20 protein-coding genes and 3 pseudogenes are annotated in these 22,888 nt (G+C 57.3%); 20 read left to right on the forward strand and 3 right to left on the reverse strand.

Translation table 11 applies throughout. From position 1 onward, the window contains the following. Nucleotides 1–25: 25 nt before the first annotated feature. The 10 genes and pseudogenes from nifD to EHH60_RS33850 all read left to right on the forward strand — a co-directional run bounded on the left by nifD (nucleotide 26) and on the right by EHH60_RS33850 (nucleotide 9,831). On the forward strand, nucleotides 26–1,528 hold the full coding sequence (nifD, locus tag EHH60_RS33805; protein ID WP_124163601.1) for a nitrogenase molybdenum-iron protein alpha chain: 1,503 nt from the start codon (nucleotides 26–28) through the stop codon (nucleotides 1,526–1,528). A 65-nt stretch (nucleotides 1,529–1,593) separates the two neighbouring features. Further along, entirely contained in the window at nucleotides 1,594–3,150 is a 1,557-nt protein-coding gene (gene nifK / locus EHH60_RS33810) for a nitrogenase molybdenum-iron protein subunit beta (RefSeq protein WP_124163602.1), read from the forward strand. A 94-nt stretch (nucleotides 3,151–3,244) separates the two neighbouring features. Next, on the forward strand, nucleotides 3,245–4,888 hold the full coding sequence (gene nifE, locus EHH60_RS33815; RefSeq protein ID WP_124163603.1) for a nitrogenase iron-molybdenum cofactor biosynthesis protein NifE: 1,644 nt from the start codon (nucleotides 3,245–3,247) through the stop codon (nucleotides 4,886–4,888). Nucleotides 4,889–4,897: 9 nt separating this feature from the next. After that, nucleotides 4,898–6,307: a nitrogenase iron-molybdenum cofactor biosynthesis protein NifN gene (nifN, locus tag EHH60_RS33820; protein WP_124163604.1), complete on the forward strand. Its 1,410-nt coding sequence runs from the start codon at nucleotides 4,898–4,900 to the stop codon at nucleotides 6,305–6,307. Next, on the forward strand, nucleotides 6,304–6,699 hold the full coding sequence (gene nifX, locus EHH60_RS33825) for a nitrogen fixation protein NifX (RefSeq protein ID WP_124163605.1): 396 nt from the start codon (nucleotides 6,304–6,306) through the stop codon (nucleotides 6,697–6,699). Before nifN ends, nifX begins: the two co-directional genes overlap by 4 nt. A gap of 6 nt (nucleotides 6,700–6,705) precedes the next feature. Continuing rightward, the gene (locus EHH60_RS33830; protein WP_036032024.1) at nucleotides 6,706–7,170 is read left to right on the forward strand and encodes a NifX-associated nitrogen fixation protein; all 465 of its coding nucleotides are present in this window, start codon (nucleotides 6,706–6,708) and stop codon (nucleotides 7,168–7,170) included. Between the two features lie 12 nt (nucleotides 7,171–7,182). Further along, nucleotides 7,183–7,383 (forward strand): CCE_0567 family metalloprotein, encoded by a 201-nt coding sequence (locus EHH60_RS33835; protein WP_036014914.1) that lies wholly within the window; start codon nucleotides 7,183–7,185, stop codon nucleotides 7,381–7,383. 11 nt (nucleotides 7,384–7,394) lie between these two features. Next, entirely contained in the window at nucleotides 7,395–7,694 is a 300-nt protein-coding gene (fdxB, locus tag EHH60_RS33840) for a ferredoxin III, nif-specific (RefSeq protein ID WP_124163606.1), read from the forward strand. Beyond that, a pseudogene (locus EHH60_RS38895) lies at nucleotides 7,691–8,046 on the forward strand (hypothetical protein). Before fdxB ends, EHH60_RS38895 begins: the two are co-directional and overlap by 4 nt. A 909-nt stretch (nucleotides 8,047–8,955) precedes the next feature. Next, the gene (locus tag EHH60_RS33850; protein WP_036014963.1) at nucleotides 8,956–9,831 is read left to right on the forward strand and encodes a hypothetical protein; all 876 of its coding nucleotides are present in this window, start codon (nucleotides 8,956–8,958) and stop codon (nucleotides 9,829–9,831) included. A gap of 1,151 nt (nucleotides 9,832–10,982) precedes the next feature. On the opposite strand, the pseudogene EHH60_RS33860 reads toward EHH60_RS33850, so the two are convergent. Then, nucleotides 10,983–11,832, reverse strand: a pseudogene (locus EHH60_RS33860) (transposase family protein); the annotation flags it as partial. A gap of 805 nt (nucleotides 11,833–12,637) precedes the next feature. Between EHH60_RS33860 and EHH60_RS33865 the strand changes: the two are divergent. After that, nucleotides 12,638–13,033 (forward strand): Rieske (2Fe-2S) protein, encoded by a 396-nt coding sequence (locus EHH60_RS33865; RefSeq protein WP_036031949.1) that lies wholly within the window; start codon nucleotides 12,638–12,640, stop codon nucleotides 13,031–13,033. A gap of 8 nt (nucleotides 13,034–13,041) precedes the next feature. On the opposite strand, the gene EHH60_RS33870 is transcribed toward EHH60_RS33865, so the two are convergent. Then, nucleotides 13,042–13,632 (reverse strand): hypothetical protein, encoded by a 591-nt coding sequence (locus EHH60_RS33870; RefSeq protein WP_036031952.1) that lies wholly within the window; start codon nucleotides 13,630–13,632, stop codon nucleotides 13,042–13,044. A 244-nt stretch (nucleotides 13,633–13,876) separates the two neighbouring features. Here EHH60_RS33870 and EHH60_RS33875 point away from each other — a divergent pair, with 244 nt between their 5' ends. The 9 genes from EHH60_RS33875 (at nucleotide 13,877) to EHH60_RS33925 (ending at nucleotide 21,361) form a co-directional block, all read left to right on the forward strand. Then, the gene (locus tag EHH60_RS33875) at nucleotides 13,877–14,197 is read left to right on the forward strand and encodes a HesB/IscA family protein (protein WP_036031955.1); all 321 of its coding nucleotides are present in this window, start codon (nucleotides 13,877–13,879) and stop codon (nucleotides 14,195–14,197) included. Nucleotides 14,198–14,520: 323 nt separating this feature from the next. Continuing rightward, on the forward strand, nucleotides 14,521–15,693 hold the full coding sequence (gene nifS, locus EHH60_RS33880; protein ID WP_124163607.1) for a cysteine desulfurase NifS: 1,173 nt from the start codon (nucleotides 14,521–14,523) through the stop codon (nucleotides 15,691–15,693). 5 nt (nucleotides 15,694–15,698) lie between these two features. Next, entirely contained in the window at nucleotides 15,699–15,920 is a 222-nt protein-coding gene (gene nifT / locus EHH60_RS33885) for a putative nitrogen fixation protein NifT (RefSeq protein ID WP_036031961.1), read from the forward strand. Nucleotides 15,921–16,610: 690 nt separating this feature from the next. After that, nucleotides 16,611–18,164 (forward strand): nitrogenase cofactor biosynthesis protein NifB, encoded by a 1,554-nt coding sequence (nifB, locus tag EHH60_RS33890; protein ID WP_199752381.1) that lies wholly within the window; start codon nucleotides 16,611–16,613, stop codon nucleotides 18,162–18,164. 10 nt (nucleotides 18,165–18,174) lie between these two features. Continuing rightward, the gene (locus EHH60_RS33895; protein ID WP_036031964.1) at nucleotides 18,175–18,399 is read left to right on the forward strand and encodes a 4Fe-4S binding protein; all 225 of its coding nucleotides are present in this window, start codon (nucleotides 18,175–18,177) and stop codon (nucleotides 18,397–18,399) included. 338 nt (nucleotides 18,400–18,737) lie between these two features. Further along, nucleotides 18,738–19,052 (forward strand): nitrogen fixation protein NifZ, encoded by a 315-nt coding sequence (locus EHH60_RS33900; protein WP_036031967.1) that lies wholly within the window; start codon nucleotides 18,738–18,740, stop codon nucleotides 19,050–19,052. Further along, on the forward strand, nucleotides 19,049–19,288 hold the full coding sequence (locus EHH60_RS33905; protein ID WP_124163608.1) for a nitrogen fixation protein NifZ: 240 nt from the start codon (nucleotides 19,049–19,051) through the stop codon (nucleotides 19,286–19,288). The genes EHH60_RS33900 and EHH60_RS33905 overlap by 4 nt, the downstream gene beginning before the upstream one ends. A gap of 14 nt (nucleotides 19,289–19,302) precedes the next feature. Beyond that, complete coding sequence (locus EHH60_RS33910; RefSeq protein WP_124163609.1) at nucleotides 19,303–19,662, forward strand: DUF3024 domain-containing protein; 360 nt, start codon at nucleotides 19,303–19,305, stop codon at nucleotides 19,660–19,662. Between the two features lie 1,330 nt (nucleotides 19,663–20,992). Beyond that, a complete protein-coding gene (locus EHH60_RS33925; protein WP_124163611.1) occupies nucleotides 20,993–21,361 on the forward strand; it encodes a (2Fe-2S) ferredoxin domain-containing protein in 369 nt (122 codons plus the stop codon). Nucleotides 21,362–21,780: 419 nt separating this feature from the next. Here the strand turns inward: EHH60_RS33925 and EHH60_RS33930 are convergent. Then, nucleotides 21,781–22,523 (reverse strand): annotated as a pseudogene (locus EHH60_RS33930) (OmpW/AlkL family protein). Nucleotides 22,524–22,888 lie beyond the last annotated feature (365 nt).

Genomic DNA, 22,888 nt, shown 5'->3' on the forward strand with positions numbered 1-22,888 from the left:
AACAGCTAACCTTGAAGGACATCAGATGAGCCTCGCCACGACCCAGAGCATCGCAGAAATCAGGGCTCGCAACAAAGAGCTGATCGAGGAGGTGCTGAAGGTCTATCCGGAGAAAACCGCGAAACGGCGTGCCAAGCACCTCAATGTTCACCAGGCCGGAAAGTCAGACTGCGGCGTGAAGTCCAACATCAAATCCATACCTGGCGTGATGACGATCAGAGGCTGCGCCTATGCAGGCTCAAAGGGGGTGGTCTGGGGACCAATCAAGGACATGGTTCATATCAGCCATGGCCCCGTCGGCTGCGGTCAGTATTCGTGGGGTTCGCGTCGCAACTATTACGTTGGCACCACAGGTATCGATAGCTTCGTGACCCTGCAGTTCACCTCCGACTTCCAGGAAAAGGACATCGTATTCGGCGGCGACAAAAAACTGGTCAAAATTCTTGATGAAATCCAAGAGCTGTTTCCACTCAACAACGGCATCACGATCCAATCGGAATGCCCGATCGGATTGATCGGTGACGATATCGAAGCCGTCTCACGAGCGAAATCCAAGGAATATGGCGGCAAGACCATCGTGCCGGTCCGTTGTGAGGGCTTCCGGGGCGTGTCGCAGTCACTGGGCCATCACATTGCGAACGATGCGGTGCGAGATTGGATTTTCGGGCATCTCGAGGGCGATGGCAAACCCAAGTTCGAGCCGACGCCGTACGATGTTGCGATTATCGGAGACTACAATATCGGGGGCGACGCCTGGTCATCACGAATTCTGCTGGAGGAGATGGGCCTGCGGGTAATCGCGCAGTGGTCCGGCGATGGCTCACTGGCTGAGCTCGAAGCAACGCCGAAGGCAAAGCTCAACATTCTGCATTGCTACCGTTCGATGAACTATATCTCACGCCACATGGAAGAGAAGTTCGGTATCCCGTGGTGCGAGTACAATTTCTTCGGACCATTAAAGATCGCAGAGTCCTTGCGCAAGATTGCGGGTTATTTCGACGACAAGATCAAGGAAGGGGCCGAGCGGGTAATCGAGAAGTATCAGCCGCTCGTGAACGCGGTGATCGCAAAATATCGGCCTCGCTTGGAGGGCAAGACGGTGATGCTGTACGTCGGCGGGCTCCGTCCGCGTCATGTGATTGGCGCATATGAGGACCTGGGGATGGAAGTCATTGGCACCGGATACGAGTTCGGTCACAACGATGACTATCAGCGGACAGCTCAGCACTACGTGAAGGACAGCACGCTTATCTACGATGACGTCAATGGCTACGAGTTCGAGCGCTTCGTCGAAAAGCTCCAGCCTGACCTTGTCGGGTCAGGTATCAAGGAAAAGTACGTTTTTCAAAAGATGGGTGTGCCGTTCCGGCAGATGCACTCTTGGGACTATTCGGGTCCATATCACGGCTATGACGGATTCGCGATCTTTGCGCGCGACATGGACATGGCTATCAACTCGCCGATTTGGAAGAAAACGAAGGCCCCCTGGAAGGAAGCTTCGAGGGCCAAGCTCCAGGCTGCGGAATAAAGCAACTCATCTCGCTTGGGAAAGCCGGGCGATACCAATCTCGACGATAGTGAAGGATTTCACCAATGGCGCAGAGTGCCGAGCACGTGATCGATCATGTCGAACTGTTCCGCGGTCCAGAATACCAGCAGATGCTGGCCAAGAAGAAGATATTCGAGAACCCTCGCGATCCCGCCGAGGTCGAACGTATCAAGGAATGGACGAAAACCGCCGAATATCGCGAAAAAAACTTCGCGCGGGAGGCGCTAGCGGTAAATCCGGCCAAGGCGTGCCAGCCGCTTGGCGCCGTATTCGCCTCTGTTGGCTTTGAGCGCACGTTGCCCTTCGTCCACGGCTCGCAAGGCTGTGTGGCCTATTACCGCAGTCATTTGTCGCGGCACTTCAAGGAGCCTAGCTCCTGTGTCTCTTCGTCAATGACGGAAGACGCTGCCGTATTCGGCGGTCTGAACAACATGACCGACGGGCTGGCGAACAGCTACAACATGTACAAGCCCAAGATGATTGCGGTTTCCACAACCTGCATGGCCGAGGTGATCGGCGATGACCTCAACGCCTTCATCAAGACTTCGAAAGAAAAAGGCTCGGTTCCGGCGGATTTCGACGTGCCGTTCGCCCACACGCCGGCGTTCGTCGGCAGCCACGTCACCGGCTATGACAATGCGCTCAAGGGCATTCTGGAGCATTTTTGGGACGGCAAGGCCGGAACAGCGCCGAAGCTTGAGCGCAAACCGAATGGGGCGATCAACATCATTGGCGGATTCGATGGCTATACCGTTGGGAACCTTCGCGAGATCAAGCGCATCTTGGAATTGATGGGCATCCAGCATACGGTTCTCGCCGACAATTCTGAAGTGTTCGATACTCCGACCGACGGCGAATTCCGGATGTATGATGGTGGTACGACGCTGGAGGATGCGGCGAACGCGATTCATGCCAAGGCGACTATCTCCATGCAACAGTGGTGCACGGAAAAGACGCTGGCATTCGTGGCGGAGCATGGCCAGGACGTCGTATCCTTCAACTACCCGGTGGGCTTATCTGCAACGGATGACTTCATCGTCGCGCTGTCACGCCTCAGCGGCAAGGAGATTCCCGAGCAACTTGCGCGAGAACGTGGCCGCCTGGTGGACGCCATCGCCGACTCCAGCGCGCATGTTCATGGCAAGAAGTTCGCGATCTATGGCGATCCGGATCTTTGCTATGGGTTGGCTGCGTTTCTGCTCGAACTTGGCGCCGAACCGACCCATGTGCTGTCTACCAACGGCAACAAGGCATGGCAGGAAAAAATGCAGGCGCTGCTTGCAAGCTCGCCATTTGGACAGGGCTGCCAAGCCTATCCCGGCCGAGACCTCTGGCACATGCGCTCACTTCTGTTTACTGAGCCCGTCGATTTTCTGATTGGCAACACCTACGGGAAGTACCTGGAGCGTGATACCGGAACGCCACTGATCCGCATCGGCTTTCCGATTTTTGATCGGCATCACCATCACCGCTCCCCCCTATGGGGCTATCAGGGCGGCCTGAATGTGCTGGTGAAGATCCTGGACAAGATCTTCGACGAGATCGACAAAAACACCAACGTTCTTGGCAAAACGGACTACAGCTTCGACATCATTCGCTGATGAGCGACTGCGCGTGCCATCGCCCAGGCAATGGGCGATGGCACGAGCACATGGTCATTGAGTTTGCAATTTGTTCGCCCTGAGAGGAAACAGGATGAGTTCACTAGCGGCCACGGTCCAGAATATCTTCGACGAGCCAGGCTGCGCCAAGAATGGCAGTAAGTCAGAGGCTGAACGCAGGAACGGCTGCACCAAACAGCTGCAGCCGGGTAGTGCTGCCGGCGGCTGTGCTTTCGATGGCGCCAAGGTTGCGTTGCAGCCGTTCACCGACGTGGCTCACTTGGTACATGGTCCGATCGCGTGCGAGGGCAATTCCTGGGACAATCGGGGTGCGGTGTCGTCCGGCTCGGATCTGTGGCGCACCGCATTCACAACCGATTTGAGCGAAACCGATATTGTATTCGGAGGCGAGAAGCGGCTTTGCAAAGCGATCAAGGAGATCATCGACAAGTACGATCCGTGCGCCATCTTCGTTTATCAAACCTGCATCCCAGCGATGATCGGCGACGACATCAACGCAGTCTGCAAGGCGGCATCTCGAAGATTTCTAAAGCCGGTGATCCCGATCAATTCTCCGGGCTTCGTCGGTTCGAAGAATCTCGGCAACAAGCTGGCCGGCGAGGCCTTGCTTGACTATGTGATCGGTACACGAGAACCGGACTACACCACCCCGTACGACATCAATCTCATCGGAGAATACAACCTTTCGGGCGAGCTCTGGCAAGTGAAGCCATTACTAGACGAGCTTGGAGTACGAATTCTCTGCTGCATCTCAGGCGACGGCAAATATCGCGAAGTCGCTTCATCTCATCGCGCACGGGCGGCTATGTTGGTGTGCTCAAAGTCCATGATCAACGTCGCACGCAAAATGGAGCAACGCTACGGGATTCCATTCTTCGAGGGTTCTTTCTACGGTATTCAAGATTCGAGCGAATCGCTACGGCAGATTGCCCGCTTATTGGTTGAACGCGGCGCCCCGACAGATCTGCTCGGGCGCACCGAAGCGTTGATCGCGCGCGAGGAAGCGTGGGCCTGGGGTGCGATCGAGCCGTATAAGCCACGGTTCGGAGGCAAAAAGGCCTTGTTAATGACCGGGGGCGTCAAGTCATGGTCGGTCGTTGCGGCACTCCAGGAAGCCGGGCTTGAGTTAGTCGGCACCAGCGTAAAGAAATCGACCAAGGAAGATAAGGAGCGCATTAAGGAGCTCATGGGGCATGATGCCAACATGATCGAGAATATGACGCCGCGCGAAATGTACGAGATGCTGAAGGGCGCAAAAGCGGACATCATGCTATCGGGCGGCAAGTCGCAGTTCGTCGCGCTGAAAGCGGCGGTGCCTTGGCTCGATATCAACCAGGAGCGTTGCCACGCCTATATGGGCTATGTCGGAATGGTCAAGCTGGTGGAGGAGATCGATAAGTCGCTCTCCAGTCCGATGTGGGAGCAGCTACGTCGACCTGCGCCATGGGAGGCGTTGGCTAAGGCGATGGAGCAGATGCAATCGCCCGCGACCGCGCTCGCCGACCCGGCGCTCGCCGAAAAGTCGCGCCGCGCCAGGAAGATCTGCATCTGCAACAGGGTCGATCTGGGCACGATCGAGGATGCAATCTACGCGCATCGCCTGAGGAGCGTCGAAGCGGTCAGGGAGCATACCAATGCGGTCGGTGGCTGCTGTCAAAGACGTATCGACGAGATCTTGGTGTCCGAGCCATCTGCCATGCGACAGGCCGCAGAGTAGGGAGGCGTCATGGCCATCGTCACGACGCCGACAAAAGCCTGCGCTGTCAACCCGCTGAAGATGAGCCAGCCGATCGGCGGCGCATTCGCCTTCATGGGGCTGGGCGGGGCGATGCCGCTTCTGCACGGCTCCCAGGGGTGCACATCCTTCGGGCTCACGCTCTTTGTCCGGCATTTCAAAGAGGCTGTACCGCTGCAGACCACCGCGATGAGTGAGGTCACGACTGTACTGGGTGGTTATGAGAATCTCGAGCAGGCGATACTGAACATCTACAAGCGAGCTAAGCCAAAGATCATCGGAATCTGCTCGACTGGCGTCACCGAGACCAACGGCGACGATGTGGATGCCTACCTCAAGCTGATCCGGAGCAAGCATCCGCAACTCGCAAAGTTGCCGCTCGTTTACGTCTCGACACCTGATTTCAAGGGTGCGTTCCAGGACGGCTGGGAGAAGGCTGTCGCGCGCATTGTGGAGGTGCTGGTGGATGGGCCAAATGCCAGTCGCCTGAGGGATCCATCGAGGGTGAATGTTCTGCCGGGATGTCACCTCACGCCCGGCGATCTTGATGAACTCCGTGTCATACTGGAGGATTTCGGGTTGTCTCCGTCCTTCCTCCCTGACCTGGCGGGATCGCTCGATGGGCATATCCCCGATGAGTTTACGCCAACGACCGTCGGCGGCATCGACGTCGGCGAAATTGCGAATATGGGCCGCGCCGGGTGGACGATTGCAATCGGCGCGCAGATGCGGCGAGCTGCAGAGGTCATGCAGGCAAAGACCGGCGTGCCTTTTCGTGTCTTCGAGCGGCTGTGTGGCCTTTGTCCGAATGATGAGTTCATGACGTTTTTGAGCGAGATCAGCGGCCGCCCGATACCCTTGAAATATCGACGCCAGCGCAGTCAGCTCGCAGATGCTATGCTGGATGCGCACTTCCATATTGGCGGTCGCAAACTTGCAATCGGTGCCGAGCCAGATCTTCTGCTCGATTTGTCCGGCATGCTGAGCGACATGGGCACGCAGGTGACCGTTGCCGTGACGACGACTCAGTCGGAGGTGATCGAGCGGATCAAGACCAATGAAGTGATCATTGGCGATCTCGCAGATCTGGAAGACCTTGCCAAAGAGAGGCATTGTGACCTGCTGATCACGCATTCGCATGGAAGGCAAGCGGCGGCGCGGCTGAAGGTGCCGTTCTATCGCGCAGGTTTTCCGATATTCGATCGACTTGGCGCGGGACACCAGCTATCGGTAGGCTACCGTGGTACGCGGAATGTGATCTTCGAAATCGCGAATCTCGTGATTGCGCATCGCGACGAGAACGATCAGCCTACGCCCGATAAGTGGCGGACTGGGCGCGTACTGCCACGATGCGCGGGCCATCGCAGCTCCACCGTCGCGACTGAGAGGTCGGTTGCATGAAAGTTGCGTTTGCCACTCAGGACCTGAGACGCGTCGATGCTCATTTTGGTTGGGCAAAGAATATCGCAATCTACGATGTCGCTCCTGGCGGGCACGTGTTTGTTAAAGCGATCGAGTTTGATGGCGATCTTAAGGAAGACGGCAGCGATGATAAGTTGGCGCCAAAGATCGAGGCTATCAAGGATTGCGCAATCCTTTACGTCGCTGCCATTGGTGGTGCAGCGGCTGCGCGAGTGGTGGCCAACAAAATCCATCCTATCAAGGTGAGCAAACCGGAAAACATTCTAGTGCTCCTAGAAAAACTCGAGCGGGTGCTGAAGGGCACACCACCTCTCTGGCTGCGCAAGGTCATGGCAAAGGACCAGGGGAGAACGTTCGAGTTTGATGAATGAGGTGATATGACCGAAAAAATAGAGCAGCAGGCCAGCCCGGTCGACGCGCCATTCCTCATCGATTTGGTCAAGATTTGGCGTGCTCAGGATACTAACGGAGCCTGGGAAGGGAAGAGCGATCGTGATCTGCTCGAACCCTATATCCTGAACATGGAGAAGCGGCGCGCATTGCCGATTATTGGTGATCCCGATGCCAAGACACTGTGGCGGCTTGAGCTGTTCTTCAATGCAGTTGCGCTGTCAGTAGAGAGGGAGACCGGCGTTATGATTCAGCCGATTCTGAAGCTGCATCATGAAGGCTTCGGGCGCATAGTGCTCATCGCAGGGCGGTTGGTCGCCGTAAACAAGCAGCTGCGCGACGTGCATCGCTTCGGTTTCGACAGTTTCGTCAAGCTGGCTCAGGAGGGGGATAAATATGTCACGGATGGAGTTGACCTGATTCGGAAATTCCCCGACGTGGCGAACTATTGAGGATGCACACTCATGAGCGATCGTGAAACACTGAAGGCCGAACTTAGGAAAGTGTCTGCCAAGGCGATACAGGCCAAGATGGATCTGCACGACCTTTCGGAAGAACTGCCCATCAACTGGACCTCGATCATGGTGGTCGCGCAGAAGGCGTACGATGCTTATGCCGAACTTGAGCGCAAGAGCCTCGCCTTAAAGGCGCTGGAGAATACCTAGAGGGGCAATGCATGTCGTTTCAAACACGAGACGGACGCGACTGGACGCCACAATACTTGATCACGATCGATGCAAAGAAATGCATCGGCTGTGGCCGCTGTTTCAAGGTGTGCGGTCGAGATGTCATGACCTTGAAAGGAATCAACGAGGAAGGCGAACTTATCGAGCTCGACAATGACGACGACGAGGAGATCGAGAAGAAGATCATGGTCCTGGACGATCAGGGTGCCTGCATCGGCTGCGGTGCGTGCGCCAGGGTTTGCCCGGCCGACTGCCAGACCCACGTTTCAGCTGCAGCCGAAACTGCATGAGCGAAGGCAGCTCTCCGCGGCCTTTAAGAGCAGCAGGTCCGGCTCGGTTTAAAGGAGAGCATCTTCAGGAACAGCTGGGCTGCAACGATATCACGTTTGTGGTAGGTCTTCAGGTGCTCATCCGCGTCGAGAACGCGGGCGATATCTTCCTGGAACATCAAATGCGAGAGGACGGCGATCATCCGTTGGTCTTGTCACGTCCTGCCAGGAGAGGCATGGAGCCCGTCTAGCGGAAATGGGTGTTGTCCACGTGGGCCGCAACCATTTAGTGCTTGATCCTAACCAGCACCCCGAAGTGTGGACGAGGAACGAGAACGACAAGTGGAAGCGGGTCGAAAGGCCCACGAGGTAGTCGTCCGTTCTTTTCGCAGGCACGGTGTCAACCCCGATAGTAAACGTGATCCACTGCCGGGTTCATGGTTCTTTCCGCGGTCGTCTCCACAGGGAGCCGCCGCATGATCGCGTTCAAGAGGTCTGCATCTCGACGTGAAGCGTGCGGCGTGTAAAGCCCGCAGGCACGACTTCAAGATGGCCAACACCTTCGTCCCGGCAGGGACGCTTGTTCCGCCGAAGGCGCATCTGGCGCGTTTAAGACTGCCTCATGCGGCGCGCATCTCTGGCCGGAACTCAGTGCCATCGGCGGTCAGGAAGAGACGCCAAAGAGTCTTTAGCTAGGCGCGCAGGATGCCCAACTGCCGGTGCCCGAGCGTGGCGAGCAATTTGCGGCGTTGCATTCGCAGGTTGTGTGGCTCGATCCTGCCCGCTCGAAACAAGCTCGTGGACGTGCGGCGCGCCGGCCGTTCTCGCTGGACAGCGGCGGATGTCGATCCAGTCCCAATCGACGTTGCCGGCGAGCTGAACCGCGCGTGCTTCATATTGACGATCTGGTCCAGCCTGGCCCGGAACAGATTGCCCGATCCCCGTCGTCCTGTGCTTCTTCGGCCGCATCGCCACCTCCGATGCGACGGAATTATGGCTGTCGATTCGAGGGAATCCAGAAAATGAAATTCCAAGACTCCTATGCCCGATGCACCAAGACCGTGCCTTCGCATATCAGTCCACAACGATGAGATGCGGTTCTAGCTCATTTGCTTTAGCCGCTCTTCACTGACGAGGAGTTAGCTTCCTCTCACAAGAGCCGGCGACAGATGCTCAACCTCGGCGCGTCAGCTCGTGGTCAGCTAGACATCTTACCATCCTCGGTAGAGCTCGAGCAACGCGAGCTCTGACCCCCAAACCGTACCGACAGGAGAGCGATCCGATGTATGGCCGAATTGTTGGCTCATCTAGCCAATCCACAAGCGCTACCCAGGCTGATGAAGCAAGGCATTCAGATGACGAGGGCTTTGCGGAAAGGCTTGCAGGCATGGCGCCCGATGCTGGCCCAAGTTCGTCTCAGGCAGCGACACGGCCGTACTCTGTAACTTCCCAACCTCCGATCAAAGAGATCGACAGTGATGAGTTCGGGGAAGAAGTGAAGGCCTTCTATGGCGACGACATCAAGTACATTGCCGAGCGTCCACTGGAGTACTCGGATTTCATATCCACAAAAGCTGAGCGCGCGGCAAACATTGCTAGAACCTATGGTCACACCGACGAAGATACCGACCAGGCGCGATATTACGCCTATCGCTTGGGTGACAAAACTGTCGGGCTTCTGAGGACAGAAGGCGGACTTCGGGTAGGAGGAAGGCGATTCAGCGCCCAGTTTCCCGGTCGCAACGCAGTCACATCCCAAGTAGATCTTCGGGTTACTCATCCGCTCGTTGAGAACGCTGGCGATATTCTACTTGAACATCAGCTTCGGCAAGACGGCGAACAAGCATTGATAATGTCAAAACCTGCGTTCCCAGGCATCGAGTCCCGTCTGGCTCAGATGGGCTTTGTTCCTGTGAGTGATAAGAATCACTGGGTACTTGATCCTCACCAGCATCCCGACAAGTGGACGCATAACGACGAAGGTAAATGGCAACGTGTAGGCAAACCTGAAGGATATCTTGCCGCCGAGAGTAGTGGTGCTCAGGCAAACATCGAGCGAGCTTCGAGTGAAGCAAGTGATGAGACAGAGTCGTCAGGCGATGACACGTCTTGGTACTTCGAGCGCCTCAATCTAGGCCCGGGGTCGGCTGCCGAATAGTTGCTGTTTACGAGGTCGGGCCTGAAAGCGGTGGCTACTCGTGGTCATTGAGTATGTTGCTGCAGGAATGGCTCGCCACTTCAACACGCGCTTGCGTCAGGCGGCGTGATCGCGCCCAGAGTGCTGCCCGATCAGCTCTGGGCCGCTCGCCGCCAACGCGGCTTAGCCCTCAGCTGCCTGCGCTGGCGCTGCGCAGCCCGGTGCTCCCCCACCGCGGTTGGCTAGGGCGGCGGTCTACCGACCAATCCTGCTTGAGTGGGGCATCTTGATACAGTGGGCGACATCGTCAATGCACCAAAGCAGAGCCCGTAAGAGCGGCGACGGCGCTCAAAGAGAGCCATGAAGTGATCATGAATCCGATTGAGAATAAGCAACCTGGAAATGATATGGTCTCTCTGCGGGACGGTCAAACTTGGCCGCGAGCCTGGTCAAGAACCCGAAACCCTGCTGGCCTTCTACGACTTCCCTGCCGAGCATTGCGATCAACTGCGAACGACGAATGAGATAGACTAGCGTTTTTCTTCATGGTGAGACGATTGCGGCGATCATTCGTCTGCCCGTCCGCATCTGGCGCGGTATTGTTCGCAAAGACGTCGATTGCCGCTGCGGGCGGACGTCCGATTCGACGCCAAATAGACTTGGCGCGAATCCCTCTGTTGGCGGCTTGCACCGAGAGCGGTACCTTGTCCAGGATATTGACGGTGTTGTGCACCTAGCAGCGCGGGTGTCGGGTGACGGCAAGCCTTCCAGAAGCCGAGCGCGCCGTCGCCGACGCAATTTCCGGGCCGATCTGCAACCCGCGATTTGCTTGATGTCGATCAGGAGCTCGCGCCTGATGTAACAGTATTGGTAGTGTCATTCATGGCGTATCGCTCTTCTCTCGAGAGGTTTTGGCAGCGTTCGACAACCGCCTCGATACGCAACCTATCTCAGGCCCGTCATCACTCACATTCCCGCATAGTCTAGCGAAGCTCGAAGGTTCGGTCATCTCGGGCATCGGCCAATAAGTCAGCCGCCTTCTTCGACATCGGGAACCGGGAGCCAGGCTCCGCGAGGCGGTTTCTTCGCGATCATATAGGCTGGTGCCGGCGCCTGGGTCACGCCGTCCTCGTTCTTGAACGCATACTTGGTCGTCCGTTAGAAAGCCGATTTCAGCGGTGATGGCCGCTGAGGGCAACAATGATGGTGGTACGCCAAAGAGTACTCAGCCAGGTGAGGATGCGGCGGAAGTTGTGGCCGACGGCGGAGAGGGTGATTGTCGGCGCCGCCGGCGCGGCCTTTGAGGTAACAGCGGCCGAGGTGACCATCGGCCTTCAGTTGTCCTATGACGGGTTCGATGGCGGAGGGGCGGCGCAGCTCGCGTTTGATGATGCCGAAGACCCCGTGCTTTTGGCCGGAGATGAAGGCGCGACGCGGGTGCACCGAAATATCAGGTGCACTGGCATCCCTCCATCGCCGAGGCACTCCACGTCCGAGGCGTTGAAAGAATGCAGCTGCAGCCGCGCTGGCGCTGCCGCTGCGCGCGAATCTGCGTGGCCCTTCCAAGCGGAAGGGTGAACGCGTTCTCGAGCGCAGACTGACCTTCGATCTTGCGGCGGATCTCGTGGATGATCCGGCCCAGCCGGCTGCGCAGGATGCGCAACTGCCGGTGATGCCGCTTGAATTGCTTGCAAGGGCGTAGCCAGAAGCCATCATTGCCGCGCTGTTGGCAATACCAAGATAGGACTGCCGGAGCTCGACCCCGGGCTTGCTCGCCAGGCGGCTGATCCCCTTGATTCCCGGGGGCAGCAGCTTGGTCGGTTGGGAAGGTGATGGCCTTCGCTGCACAGTAGTGTCGACCGTGACCCGCTTGAGGTCCTGATTGGATAAGGTGCCGTCCTCGTGCGCCACCCGCAGGCGGTTGGCCTGCAACACCGCCAGCTTCTCGGCCGCTTGCGCCAGTGGCTCAGGTCCCCAGCGCTCGTGCGGGGAGGCGTGCTGAAAGAACTCTTCGCCGGCGAATTACTGGAAACACGTTCTTCGGCCGCATCGCCACCTTCGTGCGACGACGGAATTATGGCTGGCGACGATTCGACGGAACTGAAAATGAAATTCCAAGGCTCCGATGCCCGGTGCACTAAAACCCCGCATTTGCAAACCGGTCCACAACGACAAAGTGCGATTCTAACTCGTTCGCTTAGCCGTTCTTCACTGACGAGGAAGTATTTTTCGAAAGCTGAAGGCGGTGGTATCGATACTGAGGGAAGGTTCGAGTCGGATTCCTCAGACGATGAGCCTTCATGTTACTTGGAGCGCGCTCTTAGTAGGGCTCTTCCTGGAGTAAAGTGGCTGCAACAGCAGCTGCGGGCCGGAAATGACGGACATTTCGCCGTTCCACGCGCGGGCGCAAGGGCTAGCCTAAAAGGGGCGCACGTTCGCCGCGTGCGCCTCTCGCGGGCGGGGAGCGAGCGTTCACTTTCTGGAAAGGCACTTGCGATGCCGCGATGAATACGGTCGCAGGGCATCGGAACCGGGCCTTCCGCAGCGTGACGATTAGCGAGCAGCAACCAGCCATCGAGTTTAGCGGTCCGGCAAATGGTCCAGAAAGGTCGGAGCGCGAAAGCTGTAGCTGCGCAGCCCGGCAGGAAAGGGCAGCAAGGCTCAATGCTCCTGCGAATTGTTCTGAATTATGCGTGAGTAATGGGGTGAGCTGCAAATGGGCTTGCGCGTTGTTACCGCAGACGCGATCCGCGCCGGCACTTGTACAGTTTTTGCACGTTGATTGCACAACGACAATGAAAAGCGCCTTGCAATAAACGAGCGATGAATGCAGCCAAATTCCATCTATACGATTTGCGGCTTTAACGACATTCCAAGCCGCCAAGCCATGGGATTCCATCTTATGGTCGTCGATGATAATGGCAATCACCGACCGTGGTCCATCATTGTGGTGCGCTGGGGCAAAAAGGTACTTGGCTATGTCAATCAATGCCCTCACAACAGCGTCAATTTGGACTGGGAGCGGAACCAATTCCTGGACCCATACGGTATCCGACTGATGTGCGGCAAGCACGGTTCGACCTTCGAACTCGGCACCGGCCGGTGTGTCGAAGGTCCATGTGAGGGTAGAACGCTCACGCCGATCGCGTTGGCAGTTCTGGATGGTGATATCTGTGTCCTCGGCGTGCGTCTTGTCGAAGACGATGCATCGCCAGACAACTGAAGACCGCCTCAGACCGGGCGGTTCTCGTTGCGGTTTTTCACCGGCTCCATCCTCTTTAGCCCGCCGTCGTAAGAGATCTCCTCATAGGACAGATCGAGATCCTTTGCGGCATCGAGGAGGTAATCAAGCTTGCCGCGCGGATCGAGCTTCTTGATGTCGTCCTTGTTCAGCCCGACCAGGTCCATCATCTCCTTCCAAACGGTGGATTCATCGCAGGGTAAGACGTGGAAGTTAATATCGCCGAACTTCACTCTGTACTTCGCCAGCAAATCGATGTTGTTGCAAAACATGAAGTAGCTTCCGGTTGGGCTTAAGGCGCCGTCAAGGACGGTTGCTACGTCAGCAAGATACGCGAAGGAGTGTAGGTATCCGGCCAGCACTGGAAAAGTGCGTTCTCCGTCCTGCGCGATCGTCAGAACCTGCTCGATCGAATAGTCCGGCGGTCGCTTCTCGTCGGCGACCTGAGTCTGGAACTTCAGTGCGATGTCGCCACGAAAGCCGAACCGGCCCGGCTTGGTAGTCGCGCCTTTGAGTACGGCGTTGAGCAGGCGGCCCTCCTTCTCAAATCTGCCGAGTGCGGTGTTCTCGATTGCAGTCATTAAAATCGTCCTCGATCTAAGCTCTTCACCGACCCGTTGGTCGGTGCCAGATGCGATGCAAATTGCCTGCCGCCGCAGCGTAGCAGCGCAACCTAAGAAGAAAACGTGTCATTGGCTGGCACCGCCTCATGTAAGCAATCCGACACCTGTTCCAAAGCCAACGTGCGAAGGCGCGCATCATTAAGTGTCTGCGCGCTGGCACGTGACTTGCTCTTAGCGACGTTCAAGCTGATGAGGGAAAGACGTGATCAACCTGACCGATAGCGCAGTGAATGCGATCAAGAGTGCGATATCATCGTCCACGCGCCCGTCCGGCGGTCTGCGCGTCATGATTGAAGCAGGCGGCTGCAGTGGATTCAAATACAAGATGGGTCTGGCCGAGGAACCGAAGCCTGACGACACCGTGATCGAATGCGATGGGCTGAAGGTGTTCGTCGATAGCAAGAGCTGCGATCATCTAGTCGGTACGACCATCGATTTCGTCGTGGCGCTGGAGGGCTCTGGATTTACCTTTCACAACCCGAACGCCACCGCAAACTGCTCCTGCGGGAAATCGTTCTGCTGATGAAAAACATTGTTCAGGTGATGAGAAGAAAACATCGAAGCGCGCCGGCCGAGCCAAAACAACTGAGGCAATCGTCGTCCACTACGACAAAGCGGGAGCGTCGCATTCGCGACGCGCTTGAAGATATCATGCCTCATTCTACAACTCCACGGTGGCGGCTGGCAGCTGATCGGCATCGATGGCAGCCTGTTTATGGCTAGGCTGGCCGGTGGCTGTACGTCGTGTAAGCTTTCGAGGGCGAGCGTGGGACGTACAGGCGCGGCTGTTAAAATCCGCGGATTTAGTCGGCAAATCCTCGTTGCTGGTACTGGTGGGGCAGTGGATTGAGCGAAGATCGAGCGCCGATTTACCTCGATAACAATGCAACGACACGGACTGATCCGTCCGTCGTGCAAGCGATGTTGCCGTTCTTCACTGAGAACTTCGGCAATGCCTCATCCAGGCATGCCTTTGGCAACGACGTCGCAGTTGCTGTGAGGCAGGCCCGGCGAAGCCTGAGGGACCTGTTAGGTAACGCATACGATCATGAAATCGTCTTCACCTCGGGAGGGACCGAAGCCAATAATGCCGCGATCCTCTCTGCTCTGGCGACGCAGGAAGAGCGAGACGAAATTGTAACTACTTCGGTTGAGCACTCCGCTGTACTTGCGCTGACTCAGCAATTGGCGGCAAGGGGAGTCAAGACGCACATAGTACCCGTAGATGCTTGCGGCCGGCTCGACATCGAGGCGTTTCGCTGCGCGCTTGGGCCACGCACAGCCATTGCCTCCGTTATGTGGGCCAATAACGAGACCGGAACGCTGTTTCCTGTGGAGTTTCTGGCCGGATTGACCCGTGAGGCGGGCGCGCTGTTTCACACAGATGCGGTCCAGGCAATTGGGAAGCTGCGTTTGAACCTAAAGGAAAGCGCGATCGACATGCTGTCGCTATCCGCGCACAAACTGCACGGCCCCAAGGGGGTCGGCGCGATGTATTTGCGCAAAGGGACTAAATTCCGGCCGCTAATCTGCGGCGGATCACAGGAACGAGGGCGCCGCGGCGGGACCGAGAATGTTCCCGGGATCGTCGGCCTGGGAAAGGCTGCCGGGCTTGCGGCGGAGCGGCTTGAACCCGAGCGCGTTCGCATTGGCGCTTTGCGCGACCGCCTTGAACATGGAGTTTTGCGCAATGGGGAGTGCGTTGTGCTCGGTGACGTCAGCAATCGGTTGGCGAACACGGCCAATATTGCCTTCGACCACCTCGAAGGCGAAGCCATCGCCCACCATCTCGATCGGGCGGGCATAGCCGTGTCGCTCGGATCAGCCTGCAACTCCGGTTCAATGCAGCCATCGCATGTTCTGTGTGCCATGCAGGTGCCGACGTGGCGGATGCACGGCGCCGTGCGCTTTTCTCTGTCGCGTGAGACCTCGTTGGCGGAGGTCGATGAGGTCGTGTGCGCTGTGTCCGACATTGTGGCTCGCATGCGCGCCATCTCCGGCGCCACTGTTAGGGAGTAGACCTTGTGAAGATCATGATCCGCCGGTCTCCGGAGGGCCTGTCCATCTACGTGCCAAAAAAGGATCTCGAAGAGCAAATCGTGGAATCCGAGTACGAGACGCTGTGGGGCGGCTGGATCAAAGTGGCTAATGGCTGGGTGTTCGATTTGCCTGATATGGCGAGCGACACCCGGTTGCCAATCACAATCAATGCGAAAAAGCGGGACGAGACCGGGCACGATCCCTGAAGACACTCCCCGCAGATCGACTTTGTCGTTGCGGCGGCTGCATGGGGCGCTCTCGTTGGTTTGAGGGCCCCGAGTATCGTTCCATATCGTCCTGGCCACGCTGAATGGCGCAGATCCGTTCTGCCGACAACGCCAGACGCATTGGCCGGCTTCTTCGCCAGCAAATTTGCGCCGCCGCAGCGAGTTACGGGCAATGCGGTCAGGGGCGACCCCAGTATATCCAAATTAGCAAACATATCGCTGTCGCAACGGAATTGATGACGCAGACAATCGCTCGCTCAGTTGAGCCGAGGCGGTTACACTCCATCCTGCTCCCGGTCGTTGGGCGTCCAGCAGGATCCGTGGTAGCCACTACTGGCCTTGTCGAGCCCGGATCCCCCCGCGTGTATCGGGCTTGCGAGAGCCGCAACGCGGCAAACGCGTTAGATGGAGCGGCGTTCGGGGGAGCTTAGCGCGAGAATGAATGCGCAAGGCATAAAGCTCTGGGTGAGAATGGCGACGTATCTGTCGTTTTGCTAACAAGCTCATCATGGCTGTTGTTGCATGCGCCAGTGCTAACGTCGCGCCAACTCGATGGCCTGCGGCTGCGATTGCATCATTCTGGCCATGGCATGCAAGTTGCTACCCAGCTTTATGAGGCTCGCTCAAGGATGGTCCTGGGAGAGCGACGATGTCTCCAGGGAAAAGCGAATGAACGCGGTCGTCGGACGCGGAACATATGTCAAAGCTGCAGTAAATCACGGCAAGATGATGCAGCCCACCACCGATCATAAGGGCTGCTGCGCTTCGGCCAAGACCGGGCAGGCGAGCTGCGGCTCGAAGGCCGGCCAAGGCGATCTGCCAACCGAAATCTGGGAAAAGGTCAAAGACCATCCCTGCTATAGCGAAGACGCGCACCATCATTACGCTCGCATGCATGTCGCGGTCGCGCCTGCCTGCAACATCCAGTGCAATTACTGCAACCGAAAATACGACTGCGCCAATGAATCGCGTCCGGGCGTGGTGAGCGAGAAGCTCACCCCTGAGCAGGCGGTGAGAAAAGTGCTCGCGATCGCGACCACCATTCCGCAGATGACAGTGCTTGGCATCGCTGGACCGGGCGATGCTCTGGCTAATCCAGCAAAGACGTTCGAAACGTTCGAGCTGGTCTCCAAGGCGGCTCCCGACATCAAGCTTTGTCTGTCAACCAACGGACTCGCACTGCCGGACTATGTTGATACCATTGTCAGGTCCAAGATTGACCACGTCACGATCACCATCAACATGGTTGATCCCGAAATCGGAGCCAAGATTTATCCGTGGATCTTCTTCAACCACAAGCGATACACGGGCATCGAGGCGGCAAAGATACTCACTGATCGCCAGCTGCAAGGCCTCGAGATGCTTAGCGAGCGGGGTATCTTGTGCAAGATAAACTCGGTGATGATCCCCAACATCAATGATGACCACTTGGTGGAGGTCAACAAGGCGGTCACGTCGCGCGGTGCCTTCCTTCACAATATCATGCCGCTGATCTCCGCACCCGAGCATGGCACAGCATTTGGCCGCAACGGTCAGCGCGGCCCGACGGCGCAAGAATTGAAAGCGCTGCAAGATGCCTGTGAAGGGCAGATAAACATGATGCGGCATTGTCGCCAGTGCCGCGCCGACGCGGTTGGTCTACTCGGGGACGATCGAGGCCCAGAGTTTACCACTGATCAGGTGATGAAAATGGACGTCCAGTATGACTTAGAGATGCGCAAGGCTTATCAGAAAAGAGTAGAGAATGAGCGCGTCTCCAAAGCCGAGGCCTGCCAAAAGGAGCTTGAGAAGCTTTCCGGAGAGATCAGCGCGATCACTCTTCTGGTGGCTGTGGCAACCAAGGGCTCGGGGTTGATCAACGAGCACTTTGGGCATGCAAAAGAATTCCAAATGTACGAGCTTTCTACATCCGGCGCCAAATTCGTTGGCGTACGCCGCGTGGAGGTTTACTGCCAGGGCGGTTATGGCGAGGAAGATAGACTTTCCACCATCGTGCGCGGCATCCGTGACTGCCATGCGGTCTTCGTGGCCAAGATTGGCGGCGGCCCCAAAAGCAATTTGATCAAGGCGGGCATCGAGCCGGTCGATCAATTCGCCTATGAGTTCATTGAGAAGTCGGCGATCGCTTGGTTCAGATCCTATCTCGACAAGGTGAGGCGCGGGGAAGTCCAGCATGGGGAGCGCGGCGACGCCGCGGTTCCGCTTCGGATCTCTGCGGCATAAGGAGGAATGTGTGCCGTTCAAAATCATCGCCTCGCAGTGCACGGGCTGCTCTGCCTGCGAACCCTTATGCCCGAACGTTGCTATATCGGAGAAGGAGGGGAGCTTTGTCATTGAGGCGACGAAATGCACCGAATGCGTCGGCCATTTTGACGAGCCGCAATGTGTAGCCGCCTGTCCGGTCGACAATACCTGCGTGGTTGACACGTCCTTGCCCCGCTATCAAGCGCCAGGCTAAAGCGTGAGATCTCATGAACGGCATGCCAGGACCTAGTGCTGAATCCGTCGCAAGCGTCGCCCTCGGGCTGGCGGCGTTGCAGGCGCGGGCGTTCGTACCCTACGGCGACTGCTCTGCATTGTCCTGCGGTCGTGCTGTTGGGTCGGCAGCACGGCCTGGCGGCATCTCGGAGCTCCGAGGGCGCTTCGTGGTACGAGAGCGGCCTCCAAGGCAGCCCTCCCATCGTCGATGTGATTGACGATACGGCGGGTGGGCACGAAATGATGCAGAGTGTTGCCCGCGTGAGCTAGGCGGCTTCTCGGCATCTCTAGAGGGAGCGGCGCATGAGGAGGGGATAGATGAACAGCATTCTTCGCGACAGCGATATCGTCGAGCTCAGCGGCCCGCCCGTCTTTAGCTTTGGCCAAAAGCTTCGAGCCAATCGCACCATCCGAAATGATGGCACCTATCCCGGCAAGGAGATTGGCGACCTCTTAGTTAAGAAGGGGGAGGTGGGTTACGTCGTCTCGATCGGCACTTTCTTGCAGCAATTCTACATCTACGGTGTGGAATTTCTGGACAGCGGCCACCGCGTTGGCATGAAACGCAAGGAGCTAGAGCCGGTGGAGACCTGTGAGGAGATCGATGATCTGCCGTTACCGGAGGAGTCATGACTCAGCAAGGCGTTCCGAAATATCGACGGGGCCAGCGAGTCAAAGCCGCAGTCGACCTCACCAACGACAGCTCATTTCCGAACGCGGAGCCCGAGGGAGTTTTGCTCGCCGCCGGAGCGACCGGCGAAATCATCAAGGTCGCTATCCACACCGAAGCGAACGTGCCGGTCTATATTGTCGATTTTGGTGAGGAGCTGCTCATCGGCTGTCTTGAAGAAGAAATAACAGTGCTTTGAAGGAGGCTTTCGCCATGAATGCCGCGCTGATGAGGAAAGCAAAGGCGGGGTTGCTGCCTCACCCAAACGAGCTCGATCGCAAACGAATTGAGCGGGGCTTGAGCGCGCGCAAGCGCTATCTTTACGTCTCGCCGAAAGTGGGGCCGGTGAGGGGCGGCTACCTCGTCGAGAGCCCTTGTTGCTCGCACAACATCGACACGGATGGCGCTCTCATCAATGTCGCCCTAATTCTTTATGATACCGTGAGCGGGATCTGGAAGCTATTTCGGAAGAATCATGCCCAGGGAGTCTGGGAATTTTACAGCCTTTACCTCCGCTTGCCTTCTGCAATCGACGACTTGAACGCGGATCCTGACCGTCTGTTCTGGCAATAAGGGACCACCCTTTAATTGAAAAGAAGCCACGATGGCGCTCACCACGAAAGAATTGATCGAAATCGAACGACCGCTTGCTGCGGATGGCGCCGACATGGGTCCGTTTGTTAGGCTGCGGCGCCGTTTGCCGCAGCTTTCTTGGGACCGCTGTCATGCGTCAGAGTTATCGGATCAGCCGTTCCGAGTCGATCTTCATATGCTCGATCGATCGGATCGCTGCGTGCAGATTACGCCCGACCCAACTCGACCGACTAGCGTCCTTTTGGCCAAAAGGAACGGTGTGCGGGCACTGAAATAGCAGAGTTTTAGCTGGATGGAGCGCACACCTATCATCGCAAGAGATGAGCAAGCGGACCTAGGAGACGTGCTTTGTACATCGTGATCCACAAAAAAAGCAGGAGCGCGCTGGATGCCACCGGCGACATGTACTGGTCCAGGAAAGGGAAAAGAAATGTTCCAGGCGAGCGCGGAAGAGGTCTGCTCAATCATAAAAAGTCTCGGCGTCCAAGGCTCGGCTTGAGGCCTGCGCCGAGTGCCCGAAGCCAAGCACGTTATAACCGAGATCGTCGGTCTCTTCGGCCCGTGATCGATAATGTTACCAAAATAGGAATCGTATGAACTCGCAATAAATCGTCATCCACGTCCGCTTCGCCCCGAACGGGAGGGTGATACAAATCAGCGAGCGTCCGGCCAAGCTCACGCCAGACCAGTGGTTTGATGTCCTCAACACCCGTGCCAGCTCGGCTTATCGGCCGCTCACTCGTGGCCGCGGGATTTTTCGGCTGAGCCGGACTGCGGTTGATATCTTCAAGCAGGAAACTGCGAGGCCGAGATGAGCGAACAAAACCTGGCGGGATTTGATGAGTGAATAGGTCCGAGGGTTTTGCCGTCTTTCCGGCCGATGCCATTGAGCTGAACGAGGCCATGGGCTCTTAGCCTGTCGGGGACCGCTGATAGAAGCGAGAAGCGAACGACATTGCCCCTGCTTCGGCAATAATTGCGAGGCGCGCAGTCCAAAGCGAAGGATCGTTGCAGCAGCGAACGTTGCGCATCTGGTGTGCAACTTACCTTAAAGAATTTGGATCGTGAATAAGCGATGAGTGGATAAACAGATCGAGATGACAGGAGAAGAGGTTGGAATTGATCAGGAGGCGGCTTCGGACGCGTAGGTATCTATCGCTCATCTTTGGCGACGACAACCACTATGACGCCCGCTCATTGCGCCTGTTTCGCAAGCGCGGGTGGGAATCATGGGACGTTCAATAGTAAGAGACTGTTGGGCATGATGTGCTCGCACCTCATCCCTTCAGCACTATCAGAGGATAGGCGGATGAACTCAGAAAGAGAAATGGAGCTCCCTCAGGTTTATCGGCATCATGTCTTTGCCTGCAACACGCAGCGTCCGCCAGACCATCCCCACGGCAGTTGCGGCGCCTCAGGCGCGCAAGCCCTGTGGGACCGAATGGGCAAGGCGATCGAAGCGCAAGGCCTCAACGATATTGGTTTCACGATGGCGGGCTGCCTTGGATTTTGTAACTCTGGTCCCTTGCTGGTCGTCTATCCCGGCGGAATCTGGTACCGCGTGACCACGCCTGAGGACGTTGACCAGATCGTCAAATCCCACCTCAAGCAGGGCAAACGTGTCGACCGCCTTGTGATGTGCTCAAGCGAAGTTAGAGGCGTCGTGGCGACCACTTGACCGGACCAGCAAGCATGGACGGCGTGCTCGTCCATGAGCTGCCCGGCCTCTCGGAGCTCGGATCGTCTGAGGGTGACCGTCCAACTCGAGCTCCGGGTCGCTAACAGTGGGTCATTGACATGGGCGCGGCGCACCGCCTCTTGTGAGGCAAATAGGCAAAGTGGCTCCTTTGCAACGCGCGGCGAAGCAGTAATATGATTATAACGCGCCGATCTGTTCGTGTATCGTCACTTACGTGCCGCGCGATCCGTGGCTCACAGCGATAGAAATGCTGCGAATGATTTCCTGCCTCTGGCCAGCTGACGCGTCGATGAGGCGTCAGCCGGCTCCCCACTGCAGACGGTGAGGGCAGGAGATGCGCTTGATGCGCTCGCAGCGTCCGAGTTGATCAAACGGTGTCTCCTTGACCCTGTTCTGCCTCAGAACCTGTAAGCGACGCCGCCGCTGACGAGCCATGGATCGATATTGGCGCGCCCGGTGACAGCAATCGCATTGTTTACGGTCGCGGAGTACTCCGGCCGCAGCCACAGCTTCTTCACGTCAAAATTGAGCCCCCAGTGACGGTCTAGCATGTAATCGAAGCCGAACTGGACCGCCGCGCCGAATTGGTTTTTGATGTGTAGATCCGTGACGGCAAGGCCGAATAGCGACGCATTGGCTGCCGATTGGTTGAAGAATGCAGTGTAGTTGATGCCCGCGCCGATATACGGCTTCAGTGGGCCGAAATCGGTGAAGTGATATTGCAGGGTTAGTGTTGGCGGCAACAGCCAGGCGGTGCCGATATCGAGGCCAGTGAGTACGCCATTGCCGCTGATGTGATGGCGAGTCGCGCCGAGAATGAGTTCAGCGGCTACGTTTTTTGTGAAGAAGTAGGTGATATCGAGCTCTGGTATGGCTCGCTCGCTGAGCGAAAGCCCTGAACTCGGTGACGACAGCGATGGCGTTCCGGCAACGTTTACCGAGCTACTGCGGTATCCGGCAAAACGCCGAGCACGCGCAGGCGGATCATCCAGGGGCTGGAGGGCTCTATTGGAGGCGCTTTATAGTAGACCGGCGCCGGGCCCAGATCCGCACCTCGTACCGAATTGCTGGCGAACGAGCTCGCAAGCGCGAGGACCGATGCCCTCGCCAGAACTGTTAGTACTCTCATCGAAGTCTCCATTCCAAAATTCGCGCGAGCAGCCGCGCGAGATCTCTGTCACACATGAGGAACGGAGTAGTATTTGATACCAATCAAAATCGAAGCGACGGTTAGCACAATTGTCCCGCTAAGTTGCATTAGGATCACGGCCGCGAAACGTGTTCTGTTCTGATCGTGTTTCAACCTAGTAGTCAATCTAAACAAATCCTTTGAAGAATCTGCCTCTCGGCGTGGCGCTCCGATTCAATGCGGGCGGCGGAGGTCGCGCGTGATAAAGGTAGCAAATGCGGCTACGTCTCTCACACGTTACAAAGCGGCAAGCGCGGCATTCCAGTGCAATACCGGCGATGCCCCGCTACGAGTAATCACTCGCTCGGGCCGTCTCG

It is taken from the genome of Bradyrhizobium sp. RP6, from assembly GCF_003837805.1.
GTDB lineage: Bacteria > Pseudomonadota > Alphaproteobacteria > Rhizobiales > Xanthobacteraceae > Bradyrhizobium.